The following is a 23,864-nucleotide window of genomic DNA, read 5'->3' on the forward strand; positions in this document are numbered from 1 at the left end:
CTTTATTTGCGTCTGCTCGCGCTGCTGGCCGAGCCGCCCATGGCGCTTGCCGCGAGGCCGCGAGAAGGAAAGCCTGGCTTACTCAGATTGGCTTGAAGCGGGTGGCGAATTTTGCAGGGCCGACTAAATAATTGGCTACCTAAGAACGGCACTTTTTAAATGATTACCGGGGACATCCGGAGAATGCTTTTCGCATGCGCAAACAGCCCAACTTCCGTAGCTTTTGATTTCGGCTGAACCCCCGCAGACGATGCATTTCGTCATCGACGCTTGTTCGGCGTCGTTGCAGATCTTGTTGATCCGCTGCTCGATGTCGTGTCCATCGAGGCCCTTTGTGACCTCGTACACGCCTTTGCCGTCACTGAAGCTGAGGCGCAGCGTGCGCACAGCATCGGTGTCGAAGTAGTACCTGGCGAAGCCGTATTTGGCTTTTGTCTGCTTCCAATGGAAGCCTCGCTTGTCCTCGGCGAGGAGCGCGTCGATTGCTTCGCAGGCGTTGATGAAGTCACTCAGCCAGCCTCGGTAAATGTCGAGGCCGATGTGCGGGCCGGAGAACATGTACGGAAAGCGCTGCTTGAGCTCGGTGAGCTGTTCGATTTCTTCGTCCATTTCAGAATCCCATCTTTTGTTTAGGTACTGTTGTCTGAATCGCGAAGTCGTCCACCCTCGGCTGGAAGTCGCCACGTGCCAGAGCCCGTCCGACAGCCATCTGGCTGATTCGCTTGAACTCGCGAGGAGGCATGTCCGCAGCCCGCTCAAGCATGCTGTCCGGCATCACGTCGGCGAACTCCCGAAGACGCATGGCCCTCACTGCGCCGGAGAAGATGCGTTCCGCCAGTGCAACTCTTTCCGCGTGTGTGGGGTCTTCGATCTCGATCACATGCATCCGCGAGAGGATCGGCGCGGGGATGCCGCTGGTGCAGTTTGCGGTCGCGACCCACCTTATTTCGGACGCGTTGAACACGACGCCAGGAAGGCTCTCGTCCTCGAATTCGCGCGAGCTCTCTTCCTCCAAGAGCGCGTGTAGCGGGCCCAGAGGGTCGAACCTTTGGTCGCCGGCGCACTTGTCGAGTTCGTCGAGCATGAACAGGGGATTGGCCACTGCGGGGCAGTTGGGCTTGCCAAACGCGAGCGTCCGGAAGACAGAGCCTGTCGAGGAATTCGACCAATGGATTCCCAGGCCCGAGAGCGAGGCACCCGTTGTCGCGCTCGACATGTCTTGCTTGACCATCGGGATCTGCAGCACTTTCGCGAGCGACGACAGGAAGAAGGTCTTGCCTATCCCTGGGCTGCCGACCAGCAACATCGGCGCCGGGCGGATCATTCCGCCGGCGGCCAGGATCGCCAACGATGGGGCCACGACTTCGGAAATGACGCGGCCGAAGGCTGGGAACGCGTGCGAGAGTTGCTCGAGTTCGGCTTCGTACGCAGGGCCTGGGAGCGCCAGCGGACGGGTTTCGTCTTGCTCCAGAAGCTTTGCGAGCGTGACTTCGATGCGGCGCTTGTCGCCGCTGTCGCCACTGATCGAGTCTCGGGTCCTTGCGATCTTCATCAGCTGGTCGTGATCGAAGATCTTGACCAGTCGGTGCGGACCCGTCGGCGGGCGCAGGGCTGGCGCGTTGAACGACTTGCTTTGAGTCGCAGCCAAGGCGATCTCATCGGCTTCAAGCTTCGTGCCGCACGTGTCGCACGACCAGAACCACTTTCCGTCGCGCAGCAGGCGCTGCGCGTCTCTGCAGGAGCAGATCTTGCAGATCCAGAAGATGGCCTCGCTTCGCATCTGCGTGGGCTTCTCGCACTCTAGGGCTCTGGCTTCGGACAGCGCCAGGTCGAGTTGCGCAAACGGGTCGGCCTGGCGCGTCATCACTTGGTCACCGCGCAATTCCGGAGGGTGTAAAAGTGCGAACCCTCTGCGCCTTCCTCGTGTTTGACGACTTCGGCCACCACGGTGCCGCCCTTGAAGCCTCTTGACGTCGCTTGGCAGATGAAACCGATTTCATCAGACTTCTTGACGAAGTAGTCCTTTGAGCCGCCGGCGAAGGGCTTGAGGTCCAGCTTCACCGTGTGGAACAGCACCCTGTTCGACACCACGCGTTCGCCGCCTTCGAGCTTCTCGTATTTGCGCGCTTCGCGGACGAGGTCGTTGTACGTGAGAGGAGGGGTCTGAGCGAGGGCGTGGCCGACGGTGGCGGCGGAGACGGCTGCGGCGATGCAGAGGGTAATTTTCATTTCAGCTTTCGGTAGGTGTGCGACCACCGCGGCCTCAAGGGCTACTACGATGGGTGCATGGCGTCCGGTACCGAGCGAAAGAAGAATTGTCTTGATGGACCCCAGGTAACGCTGCCTGGGTTGCGGGTGGTCGTGAACTCACCTGAGCGATCAGACCAAGCTTTTGGCCTAGCTGAACATCTGACAGGTCGATTTTATGAAGAGTTGAGCGTTTTGGCTAATCGGCGATGGTGCGTTGTGTACATGCGAAACCATCCCTTCCGCCGTCACCGCGCATCTTGGGGATGGCCTCGTATCGTTGAGATGGGTCCGCGTGGTGTTGAGCGCTGGCTCTTACCTCGGCATTACCTCAGCAAAGAAAAAGGCCTGGATGCTATCTTTTGGATAGCATCCAGGCCTTGACTGTATTGGTGCCGGAGAGATGAATCGAACACCCGACCTTCTCATTACGAATGAGCTGCTCTACCGACTGAGCTACACCGGCTAAGACTCGGATTATATATCGGAATGGTAGCGTGTCACGCGTTCCACTTCATTTTTCGAGCCCAGAACGACACTGACGCGCTCGTGCAGTTGTGTGGGCTCGATGTCCAGAATGCGCTGCTTGCCGTTGGTGGCCGCGCCACCGGCTTGCTCCACGAGCCAGCTCATGGGATTGGCCTCGTACATCAGCCGGAGCTTGCCGGGCTTGTTGGGTTCGCGCTTGTCCCACGGGTACAGGAACACGCCGCCACGCGTCAGGATGCGGTGCACGTCGGCCACCATGCTGGCGATCCAGCGCATGTTGAAGTCCTTGCCGCGCGGGCCCTCGGTGCCGGCCAGGCATTCGTCGATGTAGCGCTTCACGGGGGCGTCCCAGTGGCGCATGTTGCTCATGTTGATGGCGAATTCCTTCGTGTCCTCGGGAATGCGCACGTTTTCTTCCACCAGCACGAAGGAGCCTTGTTCGCGGTCGAGCGTGAACATGGCCACACCGTCGCCCACGGTGAGCACCAGCGTGGTCTGAGGGCCGTAGATGCAATAGCCCGCAGCCACCTGCTTGGTGCCGGCCTGCAGAAAGTCCTCGGTCATCACGCCGGGGTGGCCTTCCGGTTTTTTCAGCACGCTGAAGATGGTGCCGATGCTCACGTTCACGTCGATGTTGGACGAGCCGTCGAGCGGATCGAACAGCAGCAGGTATTCGCCCTGCGGATAGCGGTTGGGCACCACGTAGATGCTGTCCATCTCTTCGGACGCCATGGCCGCCAGATGGCCGCCCCATTCGTTGGCTTCGATGAGCACTTCGTTGGCGATGATGTCCAGCTTCTTCTGGATTTCGCCCTGTACGTTCTCGCTGGTGGCCGTGCCCAGCACGCCGCCCAGCGCGCCTTTGTTCACGGCGTGGCTGATGCTCTTGCAGGCGCGGGCGACCACTTCGAGCAGCAGGCGCAGTTGCGAGGGGATGAGTCCGTCCACCCGTTGCTGCTCGACGAGATAGCGGGTGAGGCTGATGGTTTTTGCCATGGAGGGAGCTTCCTATTTTTGTCGTGATCAGTCGGCCAGTGCGCGGGTGACCACCTCGCGCACGTCGTTGGACAGGTCCGGCTTGGCAGCCACGCGGGCGATGGCTTCGCGGGCTGCGCTGCGGTACGGATCGGCCAGCTTTTTCCAGCGGTCGAGCGCGCGCGCCAGCCGTGCCGCCACCTGCGGGTTGAGGGTGTCCAGCTCCAGCACGCGGTCGGCCCAGAACTGGTAGCCGGCGCCGTCCTGGCGGTGGAAACCGCCCGGGTTGGCGCTGCAGTAGCTGAAGATCACGCTGCGCGCGCGGTTCGGGTTCTTGAGGCTGAAATCGGCGTGCTTCATCAACTGCTGCACGGCTGCCAGCACCTGGCCGCCGCGATCGGGGGCACCCGCCTGCAGGGAGAACCATTTGTCCAGCACCAGTGCTTCGTCCTTGAACAAGGCATGAAAGCGCGCGAGCGCCGGCTCGGCCAGGGCGTTGCCGCTGTACACCAGCGCCGTGAGGGCGTTGAAGCGGTCGGTCATGTTGCTGGCGTCCTTGAAGCGCTGGTACGCCTTGCCCGGCCAGACCGTGTCGCCGCTGGAACAGGCCGCCAGGCACAGCATGGACAACGCCAGGCCCGACAGCGCGCGGCGGCCGGCCGAGATCGCGTCGGGACGGTAGGCGCCGGTGTCGTGGTGCTGCGCCCAGATGGCTTCCCACTCCGGCTGCAGCGCAACGGCGAGCTGGGCGCGCATCGCTTCGCGCACGGCGTGAACGCGCTGCGGGTCCACCACCTCCAGGTGCTCGGCGATGTAGCCTTCGGACGGCAGGCTGAGCACCAGTTCCTTGAAGGCCGCGTCGAGCGCGGGGTGGCGCAGCACCCCGCGCATGGCCTCGACGAAGCTGTCCGGCACGATCTTGTGCCCGATATGGCCATCTGCCGCCGGATTGATTGCCTCGTCTGCTATGGTTTTAATAGCGATTCGCAAGGCCAGGCGCTGGCCGGCTTCCCAGCGGTTGAAGGCGTCGGTGTCGTGCGCCAGCAGGGCGAGCAACTCGTCATCGCTGTAGTCGATGTCCAGCACCACCGGAGCGCTGAACCCGCGCAGCAGGGACGGCACGGGCTGCGAGCCCACGTTCACGAAAGTGAACGAATGGCTGGGCTCGGTCAGCACCACGGTGCGGTCCGCTCCGTCTGCGGCGGGCTCGCCTTGCAGTTGCAGGGGCAGTGCGCTGCCGTCCGTGCCCAGCAGGCCCAGGGCCACCGGAATCACGGCAGGCTCCTTGAGCGCCTGGCCGGGCGTGGGGGCGAGGCTTTGCGACAGCGTGAGGGTGTAGGTGCGCGCTGCCTCGTCATAGATGCCCGTGGCTTGCAGACGCGGCGTGCCGGCTTGCGAGTACCAGCGCTTGAACCGGGGCAGCAGGCGGGCCAGGTCGCTGTCCGGATTGGCATCGGCGATGGCTTGCGCGAAATCGTCGCAGGTGACGGCCTGGCCGTCATGGCGCTCGAAGTACAGCTTCATGCCGCGCGCGAAGCCTTCACGGCCCACCAGCGTGTGCATCATGCGCACGACCTCGGCACCTTTTTCGTAGATGGTGACGGTGTAGAAGTTGTTGATCTCGACGTAGCTGTCGGGGCGCACCGGGTGCGCCATCGGGCCGGCGTCTTCCGGGAATTGCGCGGTGCGCAGCACCCGCACGTCCTCGATGCGCTTGACGGCGCGCGCCGAGGGGCTGCCCGACAGGTCCTGGCTGAATTCCTGATCGCGAAAGACCGTGAGGCCTTCCTTGAGCGAGAGCTGGAACCAGTCGCGGCAGGTGACGCGGTTGCCGGTCCAGTTGTGGAAATACTCGTGGCCCACCACGCTTTCGATGTTGCCGAAATCCACATCGGTCGCCGTGGCCTGGCTGGCCAGCACGTACTTCGTGTTGAAGATGTTCAGGCCCTTGTTCTCCATCGCGCCCATGTTGAAGTCGCTCGTGGCGACGATCATGAAGCGCTCCAGGTCGAGCGGCAGGCCGAAGCGCGCCTCGTCCCACGCCACGCTGGCCATGAGGGAGTTCATCGCGTGTTCGGTCTTTTCCAGATCGCCCGGGCGCACGTACACCTGCAGCAGGTGATCGGCCCCGGAGCGCGAGCGGATGCGCTGTTCGCGCGCCACCAGCTTGCCCGCCACCAGCGCGAACAGGTAGCAGGGTTTCTTGTGCGGGTCCTGCCACCTGGCGAAGTGGCGGGCGCCGTTCGGGCCATCGTCCAGCGGGCCATGGTCGATCAGGTTACCGTTGGACAGCAGCACCGGATAGGCCGCCTTGTCGGCGCGCAGCAGCACGGTGAAGCTGGCCATCACGTCCGGCCGGTCCAGGAAATAGGTGATGCGCCGAAAGCCCTCGGCCTCGCATTGGGTGAAGAAGGTGCCTTGGCTCACGTACAGGCCCGAAAGCTGCGTGTTCTTGGCCGGCGCGCAGGTGGTGAAGATCTCCAGGTCGAAGGGCTCGTGGCCCTCCGGCAGGTTCTCCAGCACCAGTTGGCCGCCTTCCAGCTTGAACGACGTGCCGGCTCCGTTGACCAGAACGCGCGCCAGGTTCAGCTCGTCGCCGTCCAGACGCAGAGGAGCGGCGGGCACGTCCGCATTGCGGCGCACGCGCATCTTGCTGAGCACCCGTGTCTTGGCCGGGTCCAGGTCGAACGTGAGGTCCACCGTGTCGATCCAGAACGCAGGGGCGGTGTAGTCGGCACGGTGGATGGCCGTGGCTTGTCCTTCACGCATGGTGGGAAATCTCCAAGTTAAGTGCAGGCGAACCGATGGCGGTTGCCTTGAGCATAAGAATCATTGGACGAGGTTCAGAACAGCACGCGTGAGGCGCTGGAAGCTCGGGGAATGCTTTTCTAGGTGTGGCAGATCCAACTGTGACGCAATTTTTGCCTGATGCGTGGTGGGTTTGTAAGCCATGCCCTTGGGTTGTGCGGTGGAAAGCCATCCCTTAGCATCCCTGATGCTTTCCGGGTGGTCGGGGAAGGCGGTGTCCGGCGAGATGGCGGGTAGAACAGACCTCGTAGTCGCCGCGTCGCACAAAAATAAAGATTCAAACTCCTTCACAATGAAGCAGGCTTCAAAGGGGTAATCGCTCCTGATGCCACGGGCCATGCTCATGAGGTTCTGCTCCTCCTGTGCGGCATCGAGACACCATTCGCAATCGAAGTCCAGTACGCATAGGACCGCTGCATTTTCGAGCATGGCAGCTTCGAAAAACCGGGCGAAATTGGATTTCACCTTGGGCAGTTCGCCTCGGCGCTGGGGCTTTAGCACCTGAACACCATAGTGGCCGTGGTGTTCAAGAATCCGCCGCAGCAATACAGGCACTGCGCGCTCGTCCCCTTCTCCCTCTACGATGGCAAGCAGGCGCTGGCGGTTGGTCATCGGGGTTCTTCCGGTTGCAAACCTTCAGCCGCCATGAACTCACCAAGAGTCATAAGCCCTCGTTGAACAGCCTCCCTTTGAGAAGCCTTGATGGGGGCAATCTGAGTCACGCCATCCTGCATAGTGACGATGCGGATGTTGCTGGGCTCAAAGTGTTCGATGAGCTGCGGGCTGTGCGTTGTGACGATGATCTGGGTGAGTTCCGCCACTTCTTTGAATGCTTCAGCGAGCATAGATAGAACTGCTGGGTGGACAGTTTGCTCGGGCTCTTCAATCACGATGAGGGATGGTGCAGGCGTCTGATAAAGCGAGAGCAGAATGCCGAAAATGCGTAATGTGCCATCTGAAAGTTGCACTGGATCGAACTGTCTTGTGTTCTTGTCGCTTGTTCCAAAACGAAAATTTGGCACTAAATAGCTGCCTGCTGTTGAAACAGATACATCCAAGAAATCTGGTAGTACCACGCGCATCATTTCGTAAATGCGCTCCAGCATTTTTTTGCCCTTGTTTGTCCGTTTTGATGCGCGTATTACCGATGCCCAATTGCTGCCGTCTTCTCGTAGTTCAGATTCCGTATCTGGCGTGTTTAGCTGTCGCAGAGTATTGGGATAAAGCGCAGAAAACTTCCAACTGCGAATGTAATCTTGTAAGGATTCGCCTAAGCCGTGAAATGCATATTCCCCAACCAATGTTCCCAAAGCGAGACGGTCATGGTCGTCCAGTGAGTAGATGCGGGTAGGAATGGAATTCTTTTCCGTGATTCTTCCTGCCCGATCTCGGGTAAATCCTTCTGGAATCATCACTTCTTCCATTCCATTGTCATCTTCGCTGGGAGGATAAAAATCTCTCCTATGGCAGGAAGCTTCTTCCCGCTCTACGCGATAGTTCCCGCCTGACGTACTTCCGATTTCAAGGGAGTAGCTGCCGGGCAAGGGATCATCCTCGCCCCAGTTTTGAAGCGTGTTAACAGTTAGGCCGAGGTGATAGGGCCTTCCCGAAGAGTTTTGGCGTATGCGTGCAATGCCGCCACGCGCCACGATGGCGTGATCTAGGCCGTCGCGTGCAGCATCCCGTAAAAACCTGAGCGAATCCACAAAATTGCTTTTCCCTGCGGCATTTGGTCCCACAAGCACAGTCACTTGACTGTGCATGTCTAGACTGACGTCCGACACGCTTCTGTAGTGGCGAATGAGCGCATTGGCAAGTCTCATTGCATACCTCACACGCCCTGCTTGAGGGAGGCTTCGATGAAGGCGTCGAGATCGCCGTCCAGTACCTTTTGGGTGGCGGAGATTTCGACGTTGGTGCGCAGATCCTTGATGCGGCTGTTGTCCAGCACGTAGCTGCGGATCTGGTGGCCCCAGCCGACATCGGTCTTGGTGTCTTCCAGCTTTTGCTGCTCTTCCTGGCGCTTGCGCATCTCGAAGTCATACAGGCGCGAGCGAAGGCGCTGCCATGCCACATCGCGATTGCTGTGCTGGCTGCGGCCATCTTGGCACTGAACCACGATACCGGTCGGAATGTGCGTCAAACGCACGGCCGAATCGGTCTTGTTGATGTGCTGTCCACCGGCGCCGCTTGCGCGGAAGGTGTCGGTGCGCACGTCGGCCGGGTTGATGTCGATCTGGATCGAATCGTCGATTTCCGGATAGACGAACAGGCTGGCGAAGCTGGTGTGGCGCCCGCCCGAGGAGTCGAAGGGGCTCTTGCGCACCAATCGGTGCACGCCCGTCTCGGTGCGCAGCAGGCCGTAGGCGTACTCGCCCTCGATCTTGATCGTCGCGCTCTTGATGCCTGCCACGTCGCCCGGCGTTTCGTCTTCCACCGTGGTCTTGAAGCCCTTGCGTTCGGCGTACTTGAGGTACTGGCGCAGCAGCATGCCGGCCCAGTCGCAGGCTTCCGTGCCGCCGGCGCCGGCCTGGATGTCCACGAAGCAGTTGAGCGGATCGGCCTCGTTGCTGAACATGCGGCGGAACTCGAGCAGTTCGATCTCGGGCTTGAGCTTGGCGGTCTCGGCCTCGATGGTCATCAGGCCGTCATCGTCGCCTTCTTCCTTGCTCATGTCGAAGAGCTCGGTGTTGTCGGCCAGCTCGCGCGTGAGCTTTTCCAGCGTGAGCACCACGCCGTCCAGGCTTTTCTTTTCCTTGCCCAGCTCCTGGGCCTTCTTGGGGTCGTTCCAGACCGTCGGGTCTTCCAGCGACGCGTTTACCGTGCGCAGGCGTTCGAATTTGGCATCGAAGTCAAAGATACCTCCGTAACTCTTGCGTGCGCACGGTCAGGTCGGAGAGGGTGTTGCCGATGAGGTTGATGCGTTCTGCGTCCATGGTGCGTGTCCTGAGTGTTCTGTGGAGTAATCCGCAATTTTCTCATGGGACGCGTCCCGTACCCCGCGACTTCGCTGCCGGCGCGCAAGGTCTTGCTGCCGAATGGGCATGCGGGCCTGCGTCGTGCCTGAAATGCTGCTTTATTGATAGCGAATTGCGCTTGCTGGATGGGCGCTGCAGGCTATTTCCATCACCCGTTCCGGTCATTTGCAGTCCCACACCCCTCGACTCCCTCGCGCCCGAGCCTTCCCTGCCTGCCCCGGTTCTGGTGGTGGAGGACGAGCCTTTGCTGCAGCAGCGCCTGCGCGGCGTGCTCCTGTCGCTGGGCTACGCGCCCGATGCGCTGGTGTTCGCCGCCACGCTGGCCCAAGCGCGCGCCTGCCTGGCGGCGCAGCCGGTGGCAGCGCGAAGACCAGATCCTGCGGCTGGTGGCCGACGGGCTGGGCAACCGCGAGATCGCCGAGCAGCTGCACCTGTCGCGCTACACGGTGGAGAGCCACGTCAAGCGCATCTACCGCAAGCTGGCGGTGTCGTCGCGCACCATGGCCGTGCGCATGGCGCGCTCGCGCGGGGTGATCGGATGACGCGGTGGTGGCGCAGCGGCTGGGCGCTGGTGGGGGTTTGGGCAGCGATGTGGTCGATGTGTGGTGCCGCGTGGGCGCAGCAGGCTCCCGCCGCTGTGGCCGGAGCCTGCGCGCCGCGCGTGCTGGCGACCGAGGCCGCGCGCCCTGCGCCGGGCGCAGACCCGCAGTTGCTGCCCGCCACGGGCTGGGAGCCGGTGCAACTGCCCGACGTGTGGGGCAAGCGCTGGCCCGGCCACGACGGCAGCGTGTGGTACCGCATTCAATGGGAGCGGGGCTGCCCCGCCGCGCCGGCCAGGGGGAGCCGCTGGCACTGGGCATGGACGGCATGAGCATGGCCGGCGAGGTGTCCATCAACGACGACCTGCTGTGGCGCGATGCGTCCCTGGCGGAGCCCTTGTCGCGCAGCTGGAACATGCCGCGCTGGTGGCTGCTGCCCGAATCGGCACTGCATGACGGCACCAACACCGTGTGGGTGCGGGTGGTGGGGGTCGAGCCGCTGTCGCCGGGCCTGGGCAGCGTTCGGCTGGGCGGGGCCGCAGAGATCGCGCAGGAGCACGCGCAAAGCGAGTGGCGGCAGCGCACGGTGTTCGTGTTTTCAGTGGGCCTGTCGTGCGCGGTGGGCTGCCTGTTCGCCGTGGTGTGGTGCCTGCGCCGCTCCGAGCGTGCGTTCGGCTGGTATGCATTGATGTCGATGGCCTGGGCGGTCTATCTGCTCACCGTGCTGGCGGTCAGCCCCTGGCCGTTTGGCGACACGCTGGCCATGTCGCGCCTGAACATCGCTGCGTTCGTGCTCTACACGGTGTGCTTTTGCCTGTTCACCTGGCGCTTTGGCGCGCAGGCTTTGCTGCGGCTGGAGCGCGTGCTCTGGGCCGTGGCCGTCGCCAGTTGCGCGGCGGTGCTGTTGGCGCCGCGGCCTTGGGTGGGTGCGGTGTTCGTGGTGGTGTTGGTGGGTTTCGTGTTGGTGTTCTTTGCCAACTGCCTGCAGTTTCAGTGGCACGCCTGGCGCCCGCGCCCCGAGGGGCGCCAGACGCCGCACATGCTGCTGGCGCTGTGCTGGATGGTGTTCGTGGTGGTGGGCGCGCACGATCTGGTGGTGATCCTGGCGCAGTGGCATGCCCGCGAGACGTGGAGCGCCATCGCGGGGCCGGTGACCACCGTGTGCATGGGGCTGGTGCTGGGTGGGCGGCTGGTGACGGGCATGCAGCGCATCGAGCGCTTCAACCTCGAACTGGAAGCGCACGTGGCCACCGCCCGCGCCGATCTGGCCCAGGCCCTGGAGCGCGAGCACGTTCAGGCACTGGGCAACGCCAAGCTGCAAGAGCGCATGCAGATCGCCCATGACCTGCACGATGGCCTGGGCGGCAGTCTGGTGCGCAGCATGGCGCTGGTGGAGCAGACGCAGCAGCACATGCCGCAAACGCGGGTGCTGTCGCTGCTGAAGGTGCTGAAGGTGCTGCGCGACGACTTGCGCCAGGTGATCGATTACGGATCGAGCAGCGCAGCCGTGGTGCCCGAGACGCCCGTGCGCTGGGCGGCGCCGCTGCGGCACCGGGCCACCCAGATCCTGGATGCCATGGGCGTGGAATCCGCATGGCACATTGCGCCGCAGTGGCAGACCCCGCCCAGCACCTTGCAATGCCTGGGCCTGACGCGCGTGGTGGAGGAGGCGCTGTCCAACGTCATCAAGCACAGCGGCGCGCGGCGGCTGCGCGTGGAGCTGTCGCAGCCCTCGGCGGATGTGCTGTGCGTGCGCATCGAGGACGACGGAGTGGGCTTTGATGTGCAGGCCGTGCAGGGCGCTGGCCTGAGCGTCGGCATGCGCAGCATGGCCGCGCGTGCCGAGCGCATCGATGGATCGCTGTCGGTCGAATCCCGGCCGGGAGCCACGGTGGTGAGCGTGACCCTGGGGTTGGCGCGATAGGCCGCAGCGTAGAAGCCGCAACGCAAAAACCTCGCGTGAGGGTTATGAAAAATGATAGCAATTCCCCCTAGTGGAATATGCGCTGGCGGCCTATTTCATGCAGGGTCGCTCAGGAACGACTCGATCAGCGCGGCCACCGCCTGCGGCTGGTCGTGGTGCAGCATGTGCCCGGCGTCCTGGACCACGGCCGTGCGGCAGTCGCGCACATGGCGCAGGCGGGCGTGGTATTCGGGCAGGTCGTAGCGGTCCTTCCACCACAGGCCCATGCTGTCGTCGCTGGCTTCCACCGCGAGGGTGGGCGCGGTGATGCCGGCATACAGCGCCAGCGCTTCCTCCACCCGGTAGATCTGCGAACTGGTGATCTTGTGCGCCGCGTCGCCCAGGATGCGCCACCGGCCTTGCGCGTCCGGCTCCGCCCACTGCCGGGCCAGCCAGGCGGCCTTGTCGGCGGACAGCCGCGGGTTGGTCTTGATGAGTCGCTGGGCCACGCCGTCGGCGCTGTCGTATGCCCTGAGCGACTTCTCGCCACGTTCGAGCGCCCGTAGCTCGTCCATCCACTGCGCATAGCGCTTCGGGGCCTGGTCCGGTGTGGTGGCGGGCAGGCCGAAGCCTTCGAGGTTCACCAGCCGGCGGATGCGCGCGGGCCGCACGCCGGCATAGGCCATGCACACGTTGCCGCCCATGCTGTGCCCGACCAGGTCGATCGGCTGGCCGGGGGCGTAGTGGTCCAGCAGATGGTCCAGATCGGCCAGGTAGTCCGCGAAGACATAGTGGTCGCAAGGCGCCGGCATGCGGCTCAGGCCGAAGCCGCGCCAGTCGGCCGCGATGACGGTGCGGCCGGCGAAGAAGGCATCCGACAGCGCATCCACCACGAATTGGTACGAGGCACCGACATCCATCCAGCCGTGCATCAGCACCAGGAGCGGCTTGGCGGGTGACGGCGGCGCATCGCCATTCCAGCGGCGGACGTGGTATTGCAGGGTGCGGACGGGAACGAATTCGCTGTGCGAGGCGCGGACGGGCTGGTACATCGGGCGATTATTTCCGCGCGGCGCGGCAGCGTCAGTCAAGGCAGGGACAAATTGGGCAGGCAGGCGAGATACGTGGCTGTCGCCGCAGGGGGGCTGATGACTTCGGCTATGCGGTGCGTTGGCGTTGGCGTTGGCGTTGAAGCGATGCGGCAGGCGCCGCCCGCCCCGAGGTGGTTGAACGTTTCGAAGCCGGCGAACTGGATTTCGGCGTCGGTGCTTTCTTTGCCTTGGGCGCCGGGTGCCGTGCGGTGGCTGCGGCTTTCAAAGGAGCGCTCTTTTTGGCAGCCGGAGCCGCCGCGGGTTTCGCCGTTCGTTTTTTCACCCGTGCATCCACCGGCACCGCGGCCGTGTCGGCATCGCCATAGAGCACCTGGCAGCGCTCGCAAAAGTCGGCGCGGCGGTTCGTGCGGCCCAGCTTGGCATGCCGCAGCGGAATCCGGCAGCGCGGGCAGGTCGTCTGGCGGCGCCAGGCCGTCCATTTCGAGCAGAAAGTGCTTGCCCCAGCTTCGCACCGCCACGATGCGCCGACCCGCCAGCCGTTCCTTGGCGATGCCCGTGTTGCCTTGCACGCGCTCGATGGTGCGGCCTTTGAACCGCTGCGCGGCCTCTTTCAGGATCACGATGGACGGGCCTTCGGGCATGGGGCGATCTCGCTGCGTGAATGGGGAAAATCCATTATTCTGCCCAGCCCATTCGCAGTTTGTAGGCCTTCTCCCCATGCAAAAAATCACTTTGGGCGCCAGCCCGCTAGAAGTCACGCCCGTCTGCCTGGGCACCATGACGTTCGGCGAACAGGTGGACGAACCCACGGCCCATGCCATCCTCGACCGCTCGCTGGAGCGGGGCGTGAACTTCATCGACACGGCCGAGATGTATGCCGTGCCGGCCCGGGCCGAAACCTATGGCGCCACCGAAACCATCATCGGCCGCTGGTTCGCCAGCCGCCCCGGCGCCCGCGAAAAGCTCGTGCTGGCCACCAAGGTGGCAGGCCCCTCGCGCGGCATGCCCTGGGTGCGCGAAGGCAAGGGCATGACCCCGGCCGACATCGTGGCCTCGTGCGACGCCAGCCTGCGCCGCCTGCAGACCGATGTCATCGACCTGTACCAGATCCACTGGCCCGAGCGCCACGTGCCCGCCTTCGGCACCCTGTATTACGACCCGGCCAAGGAAACGTCGGAGACGCCGATCCATGACCAGCTCCAGGCGCTGGCCGGGCTGGTGAAGGCGGGCAAGGTGCGCGCCATCGGCCTGTCCAACGAAACGCCGTACGGCGTGCACGAGTTCGTGCGCCTGGCCGAGCAGCACGGCCTGCCGCGCGTGGCCACGGTGCAAAACCCCTACTGCCTCATCAACCGCACCTGGGAAAACGGCATGGACGAAACCTGCCATCGGCTGGGCGTGTCGCTGCTGGCCTACTCCCCGCTGGCGTTCGGCCTGCTGACCGGCAAGTTCGACACGCACGCCCCCACCGAAGCGGGTGCGCCGCAGGACGCCCGCATCGCCCGCTACGAATCGGTGCGCAAGCAGCGCTGGGGCCGGCCCGAGGCGCTGGTGGCCTCCCGCCGCTATAACGCCCTGGCGCGCGAGCAAGGCCTCACGCCCACGCGGATGGCGCTGGCGTTCTGCTACACCAAGTGGCAGGTGGCGAGCACGATCATCGGGGTGACGTCTCTGGCCCAGCTCGACGAAGACCTGGATGCCTGGGGCACCACGCTCTCGCCCGAACTGCTGGCGGCCATCGACGCGGTCCGCTGGGAGTTGCGAGACCCCGCCCTGTGAGCAAGAAGGCCGCCAAGGCGGCCCATGTGAGCGAAACCCCGGCCACCCAGTGGCTGCGGCGCCAGGGCGTGCCTTTCACCGAGCACCCGTACGACTACGTGGAGCATGGCGGCACCGCGCACAGCGCCGCCAGCCTGGGGCTGGACGAGCACACCGTCGTCAAGACCCTGGTGATGCAGGACCAGGATGCCAAGCCCCTCATCGTGCTGATGCACGGCGACTGCAAGGTGTCCACCAAGAACCTGGCCCGCCAGATCGGCGCCAAGTCGGTCGAGCCCTGCCAGCCCGAGGTGGCCAACCGCCACAGCGGGTATCTGGTGGGCGGCACCTCGCCGTTCGGCACGCGGCGCGACATGCCGGTGTACATCGAGGAAAGCATCCTCGCGCTGCCGCGCATCGCCATCAACGGCGGCCGGCGGGGCTTTCTGGTGCAGATCGACCCGCAGGTGTGCGTGCGGCAGCTCGGTGCCCAACCGGTGCAGTGCGCGCTGGCAGAATAGGCCGCCCGCCGAACCGGCGCCAAGCGGCCGGGGTGCCTGCCAGCCAGGCACCCGCCGCGCCTGCTTCCCTGAAGGAATTCCTGCCTTGACCACTGTCTATAGCCTCCTGGCCACCGTGGCCGCCTACCTGCTCGGTTCGCTGTCGTTCGCCGTCATCGTGAGCCGCACCATGGGCCTGAACGATCCCCGCACCTATGGCAGCAAGAACCCCGGTGCCACCAACGTGCTGCGCTCCGGCTCCAAGGCCGCCGCCATCGTCACGCTGCTGCTGGATGCGGTCAAAGGCTGGTTGCCCGTGGTGCTGGTGCAGGCCTTCGGCAAGCCCTACGGCCTGGAAGACGGCACGGTAGCGCTCGTGGGCCTGGCGGCGTTCCTGGGCCACCTGTGGCCGGTGTTCTTCCGGTTCGAGGGCGGCAAGGGCGTGGCGACGGCGCTGGGCGTGCTGGTGGGCGTCAGCCCCTGGCTGGGGCTGGCCACGCTGCTGACCTGGGTCATCATCGCGTTCTTCTTTCGGTACTCGTCGCTGGCCTCGCTGGCGGCAGCGGTGTTCGCGCCGCTGTATTACGTGATGTTCGGCGGCGTGCTCTGGTACACCGAAGCGGCCATCGGCGTGTCGATCGCCGCGATGTCGGCGCTGCTGGTGTGGCGGCACCGCGAGAACATCCGCCGCCTCATGGCCGGGACCGAGTCCCGGCTCGGCAAGAAGAAGCCCTGAAGGGCAGGGCGGGCCGCGCAGGCGTTACAGCGGCACGCCGCCTCTGACGATCAGCGGCCACCGGCATGCGGCCGTGTGTCTGCTCGCTCCTGGCGGCTGGCACCTGCACCTGCACCTGCACACCTGGCACTTCAGGGCCGGCCCGGCGTGTTCACCAGCCCCATCAGCCCGCTGCTGTGCTGTGCCGCGTAGTGGCCCAGCCGCACCAAGGTACGGTGGTTGAGATCCACCTTGACCGCAGGCCGCGCCACGGCCGACTGGATGCGCGGTTTGCCGGCGGCGGTCTGGTGCAGCCGCGGCTGGGCCAGTTGTTCGCCCTCGCGGTCCAGCAGGCTGGCCACCAGGGGGGAGTTCACTTTTTCGCTGCGGCGCAGCACCAGTGCGGTTTCGCCGTTGTCCAGGCGCACGAAGGTGCCGGGCGGGCACAGGCCCACGGCCCGCACCAGCGCGTAGGTGACCTCGTCGCGCCGGTCCACCTCCTGGCCGACGATGGCGCGCACCGAATCGGTGGCGCTGCGGCCCGCCCGCGATTTGCGTGGGCTGATCATCGCGGCGTAGCGGTCGATGGTGCCCAGAATGCGGTTGAGCCGCTCTTCGGCAAGCATGCTGGCCAGCGGCTGCGCCTCGCCCAGGGGCGCATGGTGCTGGCCCACGACGTCGAGCCAGAGCGGGTCCTTGACCTCCAACTGCTCCAGCAGGGTCATGCTTTTGAGCGGGTGCGATTCGATGGCTTCCTGCTGCGCCGGGCTGGGCCGCTCGCGCTGGCTGGCCAACTCGTCCTGCAGCGCGGTCATGCCGATGTTCATGGTGATCGCGGCCCGCACCAGGCTGTCGCGCTCCAGTGAGGGCAATTGCAGCTCTTGCGCCAGGATGTGGCACAGGGTGCCGCAGACCAGCGCGTGCGACGTGCTGTAGCCCACCGTGGAGGTCGAGGCCAGCTGAAACATGAGGTACAGCGCCGCGTCGATGTCGTGCGCGACCAGATCCTGCAGCCAGCGGTCGCACTGGCGCACCTTGGCCGGAAAGTCGTGCACCTGCATCGGCCGCGACAGCAGCACCGACAGCGCGGATTCGAGGTCCGACCACAGCCCGAGCAGGTCTTCGTATTCGCTGTCGGACGGCTCGCTGCCGGCGGGGTGGCTCATGGGCATGGGACGCTGTCTACTGGCGCTTTTCCAGCACCATCTGGTCGTTGACGCGGCTCATCTGGAACTCGTTGAGAAAGCTGTTGCCCAGCAGCACGAAGGGCATGGGTTGCGGCGTGACGACGGCCTCGATGCCGAACACCTCCACGTCGCCGACGCGGACCGAATCGAGCTTCACCCGCCAGCCCTGCGCCGTGCCATTGGCGGTGCCCAGCAGCACCGGCTGGCCGCTGCGGTAGGCCAGTCCCATGCGGTCGGCCTCGGGCTGGCCGATGGCCACCGTGCTGGCGCCCGTATCCACCATGTACTGCATGGGGCGGCCGTTGATGGTGCCGCTGTTCACGAAATGCCCCCGGCTGTCGGCCGTGAGCACCACGCGCTTGCCGCTGCCTCCGCGGCTGCCGATGCTCACCGGCGCCTCGCCCAGCATCAGCGTGCGGCGAACGCCCGCCACCTCCACCACGGCCTCGTCGCGCCCGACCGAGACCACCTTCACGCCCTGGTGGCTTTCGCCGGGCCCCACGCCGCGCGGCGCGCTGCCATTGACGACCAGCAGCGCCTTGGTGCCCAGAATGCCCGAAAGCGCCACGGCCTGGGCATGGGCCAGCCAGGGCGCCAGCGCCAGGGCGGCGGCAAGGGCAAGAGCGCGCAAGAGCATGGTCAGCCTGGGTGCGGTGGATGCGGTGGATGTGTAGGAGCGCGCGATGGTGGGGCGAACGTGGCTGCGGCCGGATCAGTCGCGGAAATTGTCGAACGACAGCGGAATGTCGGTCACTTCCTTGCGCAGCAGCGCCATGGCGGCCTGCAGGTCGTCGCGCTTGGCGCCGGTGACGCGCACCTTTTCTTCCTGAATGGCGGCCTGCACCTTGAGCTTGCTTTCCTTCAGCAGCTTCTGGATCTTCTTTGCCAGCTCGCTCTCGATGCCGTTGCGCACCTTCACCACCTGCTTGACCTTGTCGCCGCCGACCTTCTGCGGCTTCTCCATGTCGAGGAAGCGCACGTCCACGTTGCGCTTGGTGAGCTTGTTGCGCAGGATGTCTTCCACCTGGGTGAGCTGAAAGTCGGCGTCGCCGAACAGGGTGATCTCTTTGTCCTTGAGCTCGATGGCGGCGGAAGTGCCCTTGAAGTCGAAGCGGGTGCCGATTTCCTTGGCGGTGTTTTCGACCGCGTTCTTCACTTCTACGAGGTTGGCTTCACAAACGGTGTCAAAAGAAGGCATGGCATCACTCTCGGGAACTGGGGGAGAACCCGGCCGCGAAAAGGGGCCGGGTGCGACAATCCGGCTGATGTTAGTCGAGAAAAACGCTCCCCTGCAGCACTGCAATACCTTCGGCATCGTGGCGCGGGCCCATACGCTGGTGCGTGCCCGTTCGGCCGAAGACGTGCGCGCCCTGGTGGCCGACCCGCTGCTCGCCGGCCAATCCCTCTTCGTGCTGGGCGGTGGCAGCAACATCGTCCTCACCGGCGACGTGAAGCCCGTGGTCCTCAAGATGGAGATCAAGGGCCTGCGGCTGGTGGCCGAAACCCCCCAGGCGTTCATCGTGGAGGCCGGCGCCGGCGAGTCGTGGCACGACGCGGTGGCCTGGACCCTGGCGCACGGGTTTCCCGGGCTGGAAAACCTGGCGCTCATTCCCGGCACGGTCGGCGCGGCGCCGGTGCAGAACATCGGCGCCTACGGGGTCGAACTGCAGGACCGCTTCGATTCCCTGGACGCCATCGACCTGGCCACCGGGCAGCCCTTCACGCTCGATGCCGCGCAGTGCGCCTTCGGCTACCGCGATTCCGTCTTCAAGCACCAGGCCCCTGCCGCGCCAGCGGGCGCCGAGGGCAGCGGGCCGCGCGGCATGGGGCTGGCGGGGCGCGCGGCGATCACGCATGTGCGCTTTCGACTGCCCAAGCCCTGGAAGCCCGAGCTCGGCTACCTCGACCTGGAGCGAAAGCGGGCGGAGGCCGGCGTGGCCGAGCCCACGGCGCAGCAGATCTTCGACTGGGTGTGCGAGGTGCGGCGCGCCAAGCTGCCCGACCCGGCCGTGGTGGGCAATGCGGGCAGCTTTTTCAAGAACCCCACGGTCACGCCCGACCAGTGCTCGGACATCATCGCCCGCGAGCCGCGCATCGTGCACTACCCCATGCCCGACGGCACCATCAAGCTGGCGGCGGGCTGGCTGATCGATGCCTGCGGCTGGAAGGGCAAGAGCGTGGGCAAGGCCGGCGTGTACGAAAAGCAGGCCCTGGTCCTGGTCAACCGTGGCCGGGGCGCCGACAGCGTGACCGGCGGCGAGGTGATGACGCTGGCCAAGGCGATCCAGACCAGCGTGTACGAGCGCTTCGGCATCCGGCTGGAGCCGGAGCCGGTGGTGGTCTGAATCGACGGCCCCACGGCGCTCCTTCCCCTGGTGCGCCAAGCCGTTTGATTTGCTATATTTTTAATAGCTGTCACCGCATGATTCACTAGGGCGCCAAGCCGATTCGACCCTGATGGGCTTGGCGTCGTACTTGGTGGTCGCGCGGGCGGCCATCGGCCAGCCTGCCGCTCACTCACTCACTCACTCATGCAGCCGCCGCATTGGCCGGTTGCGCACGAAAGCCGATCTGAAAGCGGTTCCATCCATTGATGGCGACGACCGCCAGCGTCAGCTCGACGATCTCCGCCTCCGAGAACTGCGCAGCCAGCGCATCGTAGACCGCTTCCGGCACGCCCTGCGTGCCGGCCAGTCGGGTCAGCGCCTCGGCCCAGGCCAGCGCTGCGCACTCCCGGGCGTCGAACACGCCAGCTTCGCGCCACGCCGCCAGCAGGTGCAGGCGCCGGTCGGTCTCTCCCTGTTTGCGGGCCGCGTCCACGTGCAGGTCGATGCAGAACGCGCAGCCATTGATTTGCGAAACGCGCATCTTCACCAGCTCCTTGAGCGTGATGGGCAGCGTGCCGGCGCGGAGCTGGTTCTCCAGCGCCATCATGGCTTTGGTGGTGGCGGGGTGGTTTTTCAGCAGGTCGATGCGGGTTGCGGACATGAAGGCCTTTCGTTGCGAGGTTGGATGAGAAAAGAAGCGGAAAGCGGGTGCGGGTTTGGGTACGGGAAACCGGCGCGTCAACGCCTATGGCAGGAGGGCAACCCATGGCGCAGCCCGCACCTGCCGCCAAATGCCGCGCCATCGGTAAAAGACGCCTACAGCCCGCGCAGCTTGTCCGGGTTCAACACGGTGTAGATGCCGTGGATGTGCGTGCCGTCGGTCTGCAGTGCCAATGTCACGCGCGGGATGCCGCCGTCGCGCAGCACGAGGCCCGGCGTGCCGTTGATCTGCACCTCGTCCGCCGTCAGGTGGCGCAGGTACACGCGCCACACCCCCGCCGCCAGCCGGGCGAGCGCCCGTGGCCCGCGCAGCACGCGGTTCGCGGCAGGCACCTTGCCCCCGGCATCGGGCGTCCAGGTGGCGTCGCTGGCGAAGAGGGCGAGCAGCGCGGCGTGGTCCTGCGTGCGCATCGCCTCGACGAAGCGGCGCAGCAGCGCCTGCGCCGCCGTCGGCGTCGCGGTAAAGCGCACCTTGTCCTGGCGGACCTGCGTGCGGGCGCGGTGCACCAGTTGGCGGCAGGCGGCTTCGCTGCGGTCGAGCACGGCGGCGATCTCGGCACAGTCGCTGTCGAACACGTCATGCAGCAAAAACGCGGCGCGCTCGTCGGGCGACAGGCGTTCGAGCACCACCAGCAGGGCGATGGAAAGGTCGGAGGCCAGCTCGGCGCGGGCATCGGCCGGCGGTGTGGTGGCCTGGCTGTCCAACCATGGCTCGGGCAGCCACGGGCCGCTGTAGGCGTCCCGTTCGGTGCGCGCCGCGCGCAACCGGTCCACGCACAGGCGGGTGGTGGTGGCCACCAGCCAGGCTTCGGCGGTGTGCACGCGCTCCGCGTCGGTGGTCCGCCAGCGCAGCCACGCGTCTTGCAGCACGTCTTGCGCATCGGCGCGGCTGCCCAGCATGCGGTAGGCCACGCCCATGAGGCGGGCGCGGTGCTGCTCGAAGGTGTCGGTGTGCGGGTCCGGGGCGCTGGAGTGGTCGGCGTTCATACCTTCAAGACGGTTGGTCCGGGGCTTTTGTGACACGCCACCGCACGACCTGCCGAAAAAAAGAAAGCCGCCCGGCCTGGTGGCGGGGCGGCTGCTCCTGATTCAATAGCTGCCAGCGCATATCCATCAAGCGCTGGAGGTCTTTTTGATGCCTGACCTTTTGACAAGCCTTACTTTTTACTTTATTTCTTGTCGCTGTCGTCGCCCAACTGCGCCAGCGCGGCATTGCCACCCAGCGACAGCAGGCCCGACTGCGCGTACACGCCCAGCTTGTGGCGCGTGTCGATGATGTCCAGGTTGCGCATGGTCAGCTGGCCGATGCGGTCTGCCGGGCTGAACGGCGCGTCTTCCACCTTTTCCATCGACAGGCGCTCAGGCGCATAGGTCAGGTTGGGCGATTCGGTGTTCAGCAGCGAATAGTCGTTGCCGCGGCGCAGTTCCAGCGTCACGGTGCCGGTCACGGCGCGGGCCACCCAGCGCTGCGCGGTTTCGCGCAGCATGATGGCCTGCGGGTCGAACCAGCGGCCCTGGTACAGCAGGCGGCCCAGCTTGAGGCCGTTCATGCGGTACTGCTCGATGGTGTCTTCGTTGTGGATGCCGGTCACCAGTCGCTCGTAGGCGATGTGCAGCAGCGCGAGGCCCGGGGCTTCGTAGATGCCGCGGCTCTTGGCCTCGATGATGCGGTTTTCGATCTGGTCGCTCATGCCCAGGCCGTGCCGGCCGCCGATGCGGTTGGCTTCCATGATGAGCGCGACCGGATCGTTGAACTCGATGCCGTTGAGCGCCACGGGCTGGCCCTCTTCGAAGCGCACCGAGACTTCTTCGGACTTGACGGCGACGTCGTCCTTCCAGAACGCAACGCCCATGATCGGGTTCACGATCCGGATGCCGCTGGAGAGCAGTTCCAGGTCCTTGGCCTCGTGCGTTGCGCCCAGCATGTTGCTGTCGGTGCTGTAGGCCTTTTCGGCGCTCATCTTGTAGCCGAAGCCTTCCTTCGTCATGAAGGCCGACATTTCGGCGCGGCCGCCCAGCTCGTCGATGAACAGCTGGTCCAGCCAGGGCTTGTAGATCTTGAGCGAAGGGTTGGTCAGCAGGCCGTAGCGATAAAAGCGCTCGATGTCGTTGCCCTTGAAGGTCGAGCCATCGCCCCAGATGTGGACGTCGTCTTCCTTCATGGCGGCCACCAGCATGGTGCCCGTGACGGCACGGCCCAGCGGCGTGGTGTTGAAGTAGGTGATGCCGGCCGTGCTGATGTGGAAGGCGCCGGCCTGCAGCGCGGCGATGCCTTCATGCGCGAGCTGCGTGCGGCAGTCGATCAGGCGGGCCTGCTCGGCGCCGTATTCCATCGCCTTGGCGGGAATGGCGTCGTAGTCCGGCTCGTCGGGCTGGCCCAGGTTGGCGGTGTAGGCATAGGGCACGGCGCCCTTGTTCTTCATCCAGCGCAGCGCTGCGCTGGTGTCGAGGCCGCCTGAGAAGGCGATGCCGACCTTCTGGCCGGTGGGGAGGTTCTGGAGGATGGTGGCCATGTCAGGGCTTTCCGGTTCAGCCGAAATGGCAGATGTAGTGATAGGCGCTTGCCACGCGGATCTCGAACTTCGAGTTGCCGGGCACGCTGAATTTCTCGCCCACGCCGGACTTCACCCACGCGTCGGTGCCGTCGAGCTTGTATTCGCAATCGCCGCCCACGCATTCCATGATTTCAGGCGCGCCGGTGTTGAAGGTCAGCGTGGCCGCAAGGACGACGCCCACCGATTTCTTCGTGCCGTCCGGGAACGTGATGTTGTGGCTCACGCATTTGCCGTCGAAATACACGTTGGCTTGGGTGGTGACGGTCACGCCGTCGATGGTTTCGGTGGTCATGGATGCGCAGTCAAGGAAGAGATGGGAGGAAAACCGAAGATTCTAGGGTGAACGCTGCGGGCTTCCGGCTCCAGGCAGCCCGTCTTCGGCGCGGACCCTTGCTGAGCCCCAAGAAAAAGGGAGCCCGAAGGCTCCCTGCTGGGGTGGACCGGCCGGCCAGCCGTCAGGCCGTGCCGTTCAGCGCCAGTAAGGATCGCGGGGGCGGGGCGGATAGTAGGGACGGCCGTAGCTGTCGTGATATTCAATGACGGTCGTGGAAGGCGGCGTCACGTAGGCGGGTGGGCCAGGGTAGGTGGAGACCACTACGCCCGGTTGGGCATACCCGCCCGAGTAGGACGGGGCGGGCGGTGCGCTGGCGATGGGCTGCACGCTGACCGGAATCCACGCGCCCGGATCGTGCTGCGTGCGCGTCGTGTATTGGCGGCCCGCGTATTCATAGAGCACGTTGTAGCCCATGGTGCGGTTTTCGTAATAGGTCTGCGTGGAGCAGCGCTGCACGTTCTGGTATTCAGGCCGGGTGCCTTCGATGTTGTTACCCAGAACAGCCCCGCCGATCAGCCCGATCGCCGTGGCAGCGGCACGGCCGCCGCCTTTGCCCACCGCGTTGCCGGCAGCGCCGCCGGCGATGGCGCCCAGAAGGGCCCCGGCGCCGCTGGGGCGGGATTCGCCGTAAACGGTTTCGTTACCGCAAACCTGCTGGGGAATGGCCACCTGCTCGGTGATGGGAGTGGCGGAGAGGACTCGGCCCTGTTCCTGGGCGCTGGCGCTGGCTGCAACGGCAGCCAGTGCGGTCAACAAGATGATTTTCTTCATGGAGAA

The 23,864-nt window shown here is 65.0% G+C and carries 24 protein-coding genes, 1 tRNA gene and 1 pseudogene; 7 read left to right on the forward strand and 19 right to left on the reverse strand.

The window, feature by feature from the left end; genetic code table 11:
- Positions 1 to 135 precede the first annotated feature (135 nt).
- The 9 genes from AVHM3334_RS20600 to prfB all read right to left on the reverse strand — a co-directional run bounded on the left by AVHM3334_RS20600 (position 136) and on the right by prfB (position 9,455).
- On the reverse strand, positions 136 to 609 hold the full coding sequence (locus tag AVHM3334_RS20600) for a hypothetical protein (RefSeq protein WP_284415375.1): 474 nt from the start codon (positions 607 to 609) through the stop codon (positions 136 to 138).
- Between the two features lies 1 nt (position 610).
- Positions 611 to 1,864, reverse strand: coding sequence for an AAA family ATPase (locus tag AVHM3334_RS20605; RefSeq protein ID WP_284415376.1), 1,254 nt, complete (start codon positions 1,862 to 1,864; stop codon positions 611 to 613).
- Positions 1,864 to 2,229: a hypothetical protein gene (locus AVHM3334_RS20610; protein WP_284415377.1), complete on the reverse strand. Its 366-nt coding sequence runs from the start codon at positions 2,227 to 2,229 to the stop codon at positions 1,864 to 1,866. The genes AVHM3334_RS20605 and AVHM3334_RS20610 overlap by 1 nt, the downstream gene beginning before the upstream one ends.
- A 408-nt stretch (positions 2,230 to 2,637) precedes the next feature.
- Positions 2,638 to 2,713: transfer RNA gene (locus AVHM3334_RS20615), tRNA-Thr, on the reverse strand.
- Positions 2,714 to 2,724: 11 nt separating this feature from the next.
- A complete protein-coding gene (locus AVHM3334_RS20620; RefSeq protein WP_092744681.1) occupies positions 2,725 to 3,732 on the reverse strand; it encodes a class 1 fructose-bisphosphatase in 1,008 nt (335 codons plus the stop codon).
- A gap of 27 nt (positions 3,733 to 3,759) precedes the next feature.
- Positions 3,760 to 6,480, reverse strand: coding sequence for an aminopeptidase N (gene pepN, locus AVHM3334_RS20625; RefSeq protein WP_284415378.1), 2,721 nt, complete (start codon positions 6,478 to 6,480; stop codon positions 3,760 to 3,762).
- Positions 6,481 to 6,540: 60 nt separating this feature from the next.
- Positions 6,541 to 7,131 (reverse strand): DUF4276 family protein, encoded by a 591-nt coding sequence (locus tag AVHM3334_RS20630; protein ID WP_284415379.1) that lies wholly within the window; start codon positions 7,129 to 7,131, stop codon positions 6,541 to 6,543.
- Positions 7,128 to 8,342 carry an AAA family ATPase gene (locus tag AVHM3334_RS20635; protein WP_284415380.1) on the reverse strand — a complete coding sequence of 405 codons (1,215 nt, stop codon included), beginning with the start codon at positions 8,340 to 8,342 and terminating at the stop codon, positions 7,128 to 7,130. Before AVHM3334_RS20635 ends, AVHM3334_RS20630 begins: the two co-directional genes overlap by 4 nt.
- Before the next feature lie 8 nt (positions 8,343 to 8,350).
- A protein-coding gene (prfB, locus tag AVHM3334_RS20640; RefSeq protein ID WP_284415381.1) for a peptide chain release factor 2 occupies positions 8,351 to 9,455 on the reverse strand; the annotation gives its coding sequence in 2 pieces (ribosomal slippage) (positions 8,351 to 9,373 and positions 9,375 to 9,455; 1,104 coding nt in all).
- Between the two features lie 205 nt (positions 9,456 to 9,660).
- Between prfB and AVHM3334_RS20645 the strand changes: the two are divergent.
- From AVHM3334_RS20645 to AVHM3334_RS20655, 3 genes and pseudogenes are all read left to right on the forward strand, one after another.
- A pseudogene (locus AVHM3334_RS20645) lies at positions 9,661 to 10,039 on the forward strand (response regulator transcription factor).
- Positions 10,036 to 10,368 (forward strand): hypothetical protein, encoded by a 333-nt coding sequence (locus AVHM3334_RS20650; RefSeq protein WP_284415382.1) that lies wholly within the window; start codon positions 10,036 to 10,038, stop codon positions 10,366 to 10,368. The pseudogene AVHM3334_RS20645 and the gene AVHM3334_RS20650 overlap by 4 nt, the downstream one beginning before the upstream one ends.
- Positions 10,356 to 11,960 carry a sensor histidine kinase gene (locus AVHM3334_RS20655; RefSeq protein ID WP_284415383.1) on the forward strand — a complete coding sequence of 535 codons (1,605 nt, stop codon included), beginning with the start codon at positions 10,356 to 10,358 and terminating at the stop codon, positions 11,958 to 11,960. Before AVHM3334_RS20650 ends, AVHM3334_RS20655 begins: the two co-directional genes overlap by 13 nt.
- 95 nt (positions 11,961 to 12,055) lie before the next feature.
- Here the strand turns inward: AVHM3334_RS20655 and AVHM3334_RS20660 are convergent, their stop codons facing one another.
- Both AVHM3334_RS20660 and AVHM3334_RS20665 read right to left on the reverse strand, forming a co-directional pair.
- Positions 12,056 to 12,991 carry an alpha/beta fold hydrolase gene (locus AVHM3334_RS20660; protein ID WP_284415384.1) on the reverse strand — a complete coding sequence of 312 codons (936 nt, stop codon included), beginning with the start codon at positions 12,989 to 12,991 and terminating at the stop codon, positions 12,056 to 12,058.
- Between the two features lie 35 nt (positions 12,992 to 13,026).
- Positions 13,027 to 13,632: a hypothetical protein gene (locus AVHM3334_RS20665; RefSeq protein ID WP_284415385.1), complete on the reverse strand. Its 606-nt coding sequence runs from the start codon at positions 13,630 to 13,632 to the stop codon at positions 13,027 to 13,029.
- 76 nt (positions 13,633 to 13,708) lie between these two features.
- Between AVHM3334_RS20665 and AVHM3334_RS20670 the strand changes: the two genes are divergently transcribed.
- From AVHM3334_RS20670 to plsY, 3 genes are all read left to right on the forward strand, one after another.
- Complete coding sequence (locus AVHM3334_RS20670; protein WP_284415386.1) at positions 13,709 to 14,770, forward strand: aldo/keto reductase; 1,062 nt, start codon at positions 13,709 to 13,711, stop codon at positions 14,768 to 14,770.
- Positions 14,767 to 15,270 carry an aminoacyl-tRNA deacylase gene (locus AVHM3334_RS20675; protein WP_284415387.1) on the forward strand — a complete coding sequence of 168 codons (504 nt, stop codon included), beginning with the start codon at positions 14,767 to 14,769 and terminating at the stop codon, positions 15,268 to 15,270. Before AVHM3334_RS20670 ends, AVHM3334_RS20675 begins: the two co-directional genes overlap by 4 nt.
- Positions 15,271 to 15,355: 85 nt before the next feature.
- Positions 15,356 to 15,985 (forward strand): glycerol-3-phosphate 1-O-acyltransferase PlsY, encoded by a 630-nt coding sequence (gene plsY / locus AVHM3334_RS20680; RefSeq protein WP_284415388.1) that lies wholly within the window; start codon positions 15,356 to 15,358, stop codon positions 15,983 to 15,985.
- Between the two features lie 131 nt (positions 15,986 to 16,116).
- Here the strand turns inward: plsY and AVHM3334_RS20685 are convergent, their stop codons facing one another.
- From AVHM3334_RS20685 to AVHM3334_RS20695, 3 genes are all read right to left on the reverse strand, one after another.
- A complete protein-coding gene (locus tag AVHM3334_RS20685; RefSeq protein WP_502869959.1) occupies positions 16,117 to 17,130 on the reverse strand; it encodes an HD-GYP domain-containing protein in 1,014 nt (337 codons plus the stop codon).
- Between the two features lie 16 nt (positions 17,131 to 17,146).
- Positions 17,147 to 17,788: a retropepsin-like aspartic protease family protein gene (locus AVHM3334_RS20690; protein WP_284415390.1), complete on the reverse strand. Its 642-nt coding sequence runs from the start codon at positions 17,786 to 17,788 to the stop codon at positions 17,147 to 17,149.
- 75 nt (positions 17,789 to 17,863) lie between these two features.
- Entirely contained in the window at positions 17,864 to 18,349 is a 486-nt protein-coding gene (locus AVHM3334_RS20695; protein ID WP_284415391.1) for a YajQ family cyclic di-GMP-binding protein, read from the reverse strand.
- 67 nt (positions 18,350 to 18,416) lie between these two features.
- Between AVHM3334_RS20695 and murB the strand changes: the two genes are divergently transcribed.
- Positions 18,417 to 19,496: a UDP-N-acetylmuramate dehydrogenase gene (gene murB, locus AVHM3334_RS20700; RefSeq protein ID WP_284415392.1), complete on the forward strand. Its 1,080-nt coding sequence runs from the start codon at positions 18,417 to 18,419 to the stop codon at positions 19,494 to 19,496.
- Between the two features lie 184 nt (positions 19,497 to 19,680).
- On the opposite strand, the gene AVHM3334_RS20705 is transcribed toward murB, so the two are convergent.
- From AVHM3334_RS20705 to AVHM3334_RS20725, 5 genes are all read right to left on the reverse strand, one after another.
- A complete protein-coding gene (locus tag AVHM3334_RS20705; protein ID WP_284415393.1) occupies positions 19,681 to 20,139 on the reverse strand; it encodes a carboxymuconolactone decarboxylase family protein in 459 nt (152 codons plus the stop codon).
- Positions 20,140 to 20,294: 155 nt separating this feature from the next.
- On the reverse strand, positions 20,295 to 21,185 hold the full coding sequence (gene sigJ / locus AVHM3334_RS20710) for an RNA polymerase sigma factor SigJ (protein ID WP_284415394.1): 891 nt from the start codon (positions 21,183 to 21,185) through the stop codon (positions 20,295 to 20,297).
- 182 nt (positions 21,186 to 21,367) lie between these two features.
- Positions 21,368 to 22,711, reverse strand: a complete 1,344-nt coding sequence (argG, locus tag AVHM3334_RS20715; RefSeq protein WP_284415395.1) for an argininosuccinate synthase — start codon at positions 22,709 to 22,711, stop codon at positions 21,368 to 21,370.
- A gap of 16 nt (positions 22,712 to 22,727) precedes the next feature.
- Positions 22,728 to 23,045 carry a pyrimidine/purine nucleoside phosphorylase gene (ppnP, locus tag AVHM3334_RS20720; protein ID WP_284415396.1) on the reverse strand — a complete coding sequence of 106 codons (318 nt, stop codon included), beginning with the start codon at positions 23,043 to 23,045 and terminating at the stop codon, positions 22,728 to 22,730.
- Positions 23,046 to 23,222: 177 nt separating this feature from the next.
- Positions 23,223 to 23,858, reverse strand: coding sequence for a glycine zipper 2TM domain-containing protein (locus AVHM3334_RS20725; protein ID WP_284415397.1), 636 nt, complete (start codon positions 23,856 to 23,858; stop codon positions 23,223 to 23,225).
- Positions 23,859 to 23,864: the final 6 nt, after the last annotated feature.

Source organism: Acidovorax sp. SUPP3334 (assembly GCF_030159055.1).
Taxonomy (GTDB): Bacteria; Pseudomonadota; Gammaproteobacteria; order Burkholderiales; family Burkholderiaceae_C; genus Paracidovorax.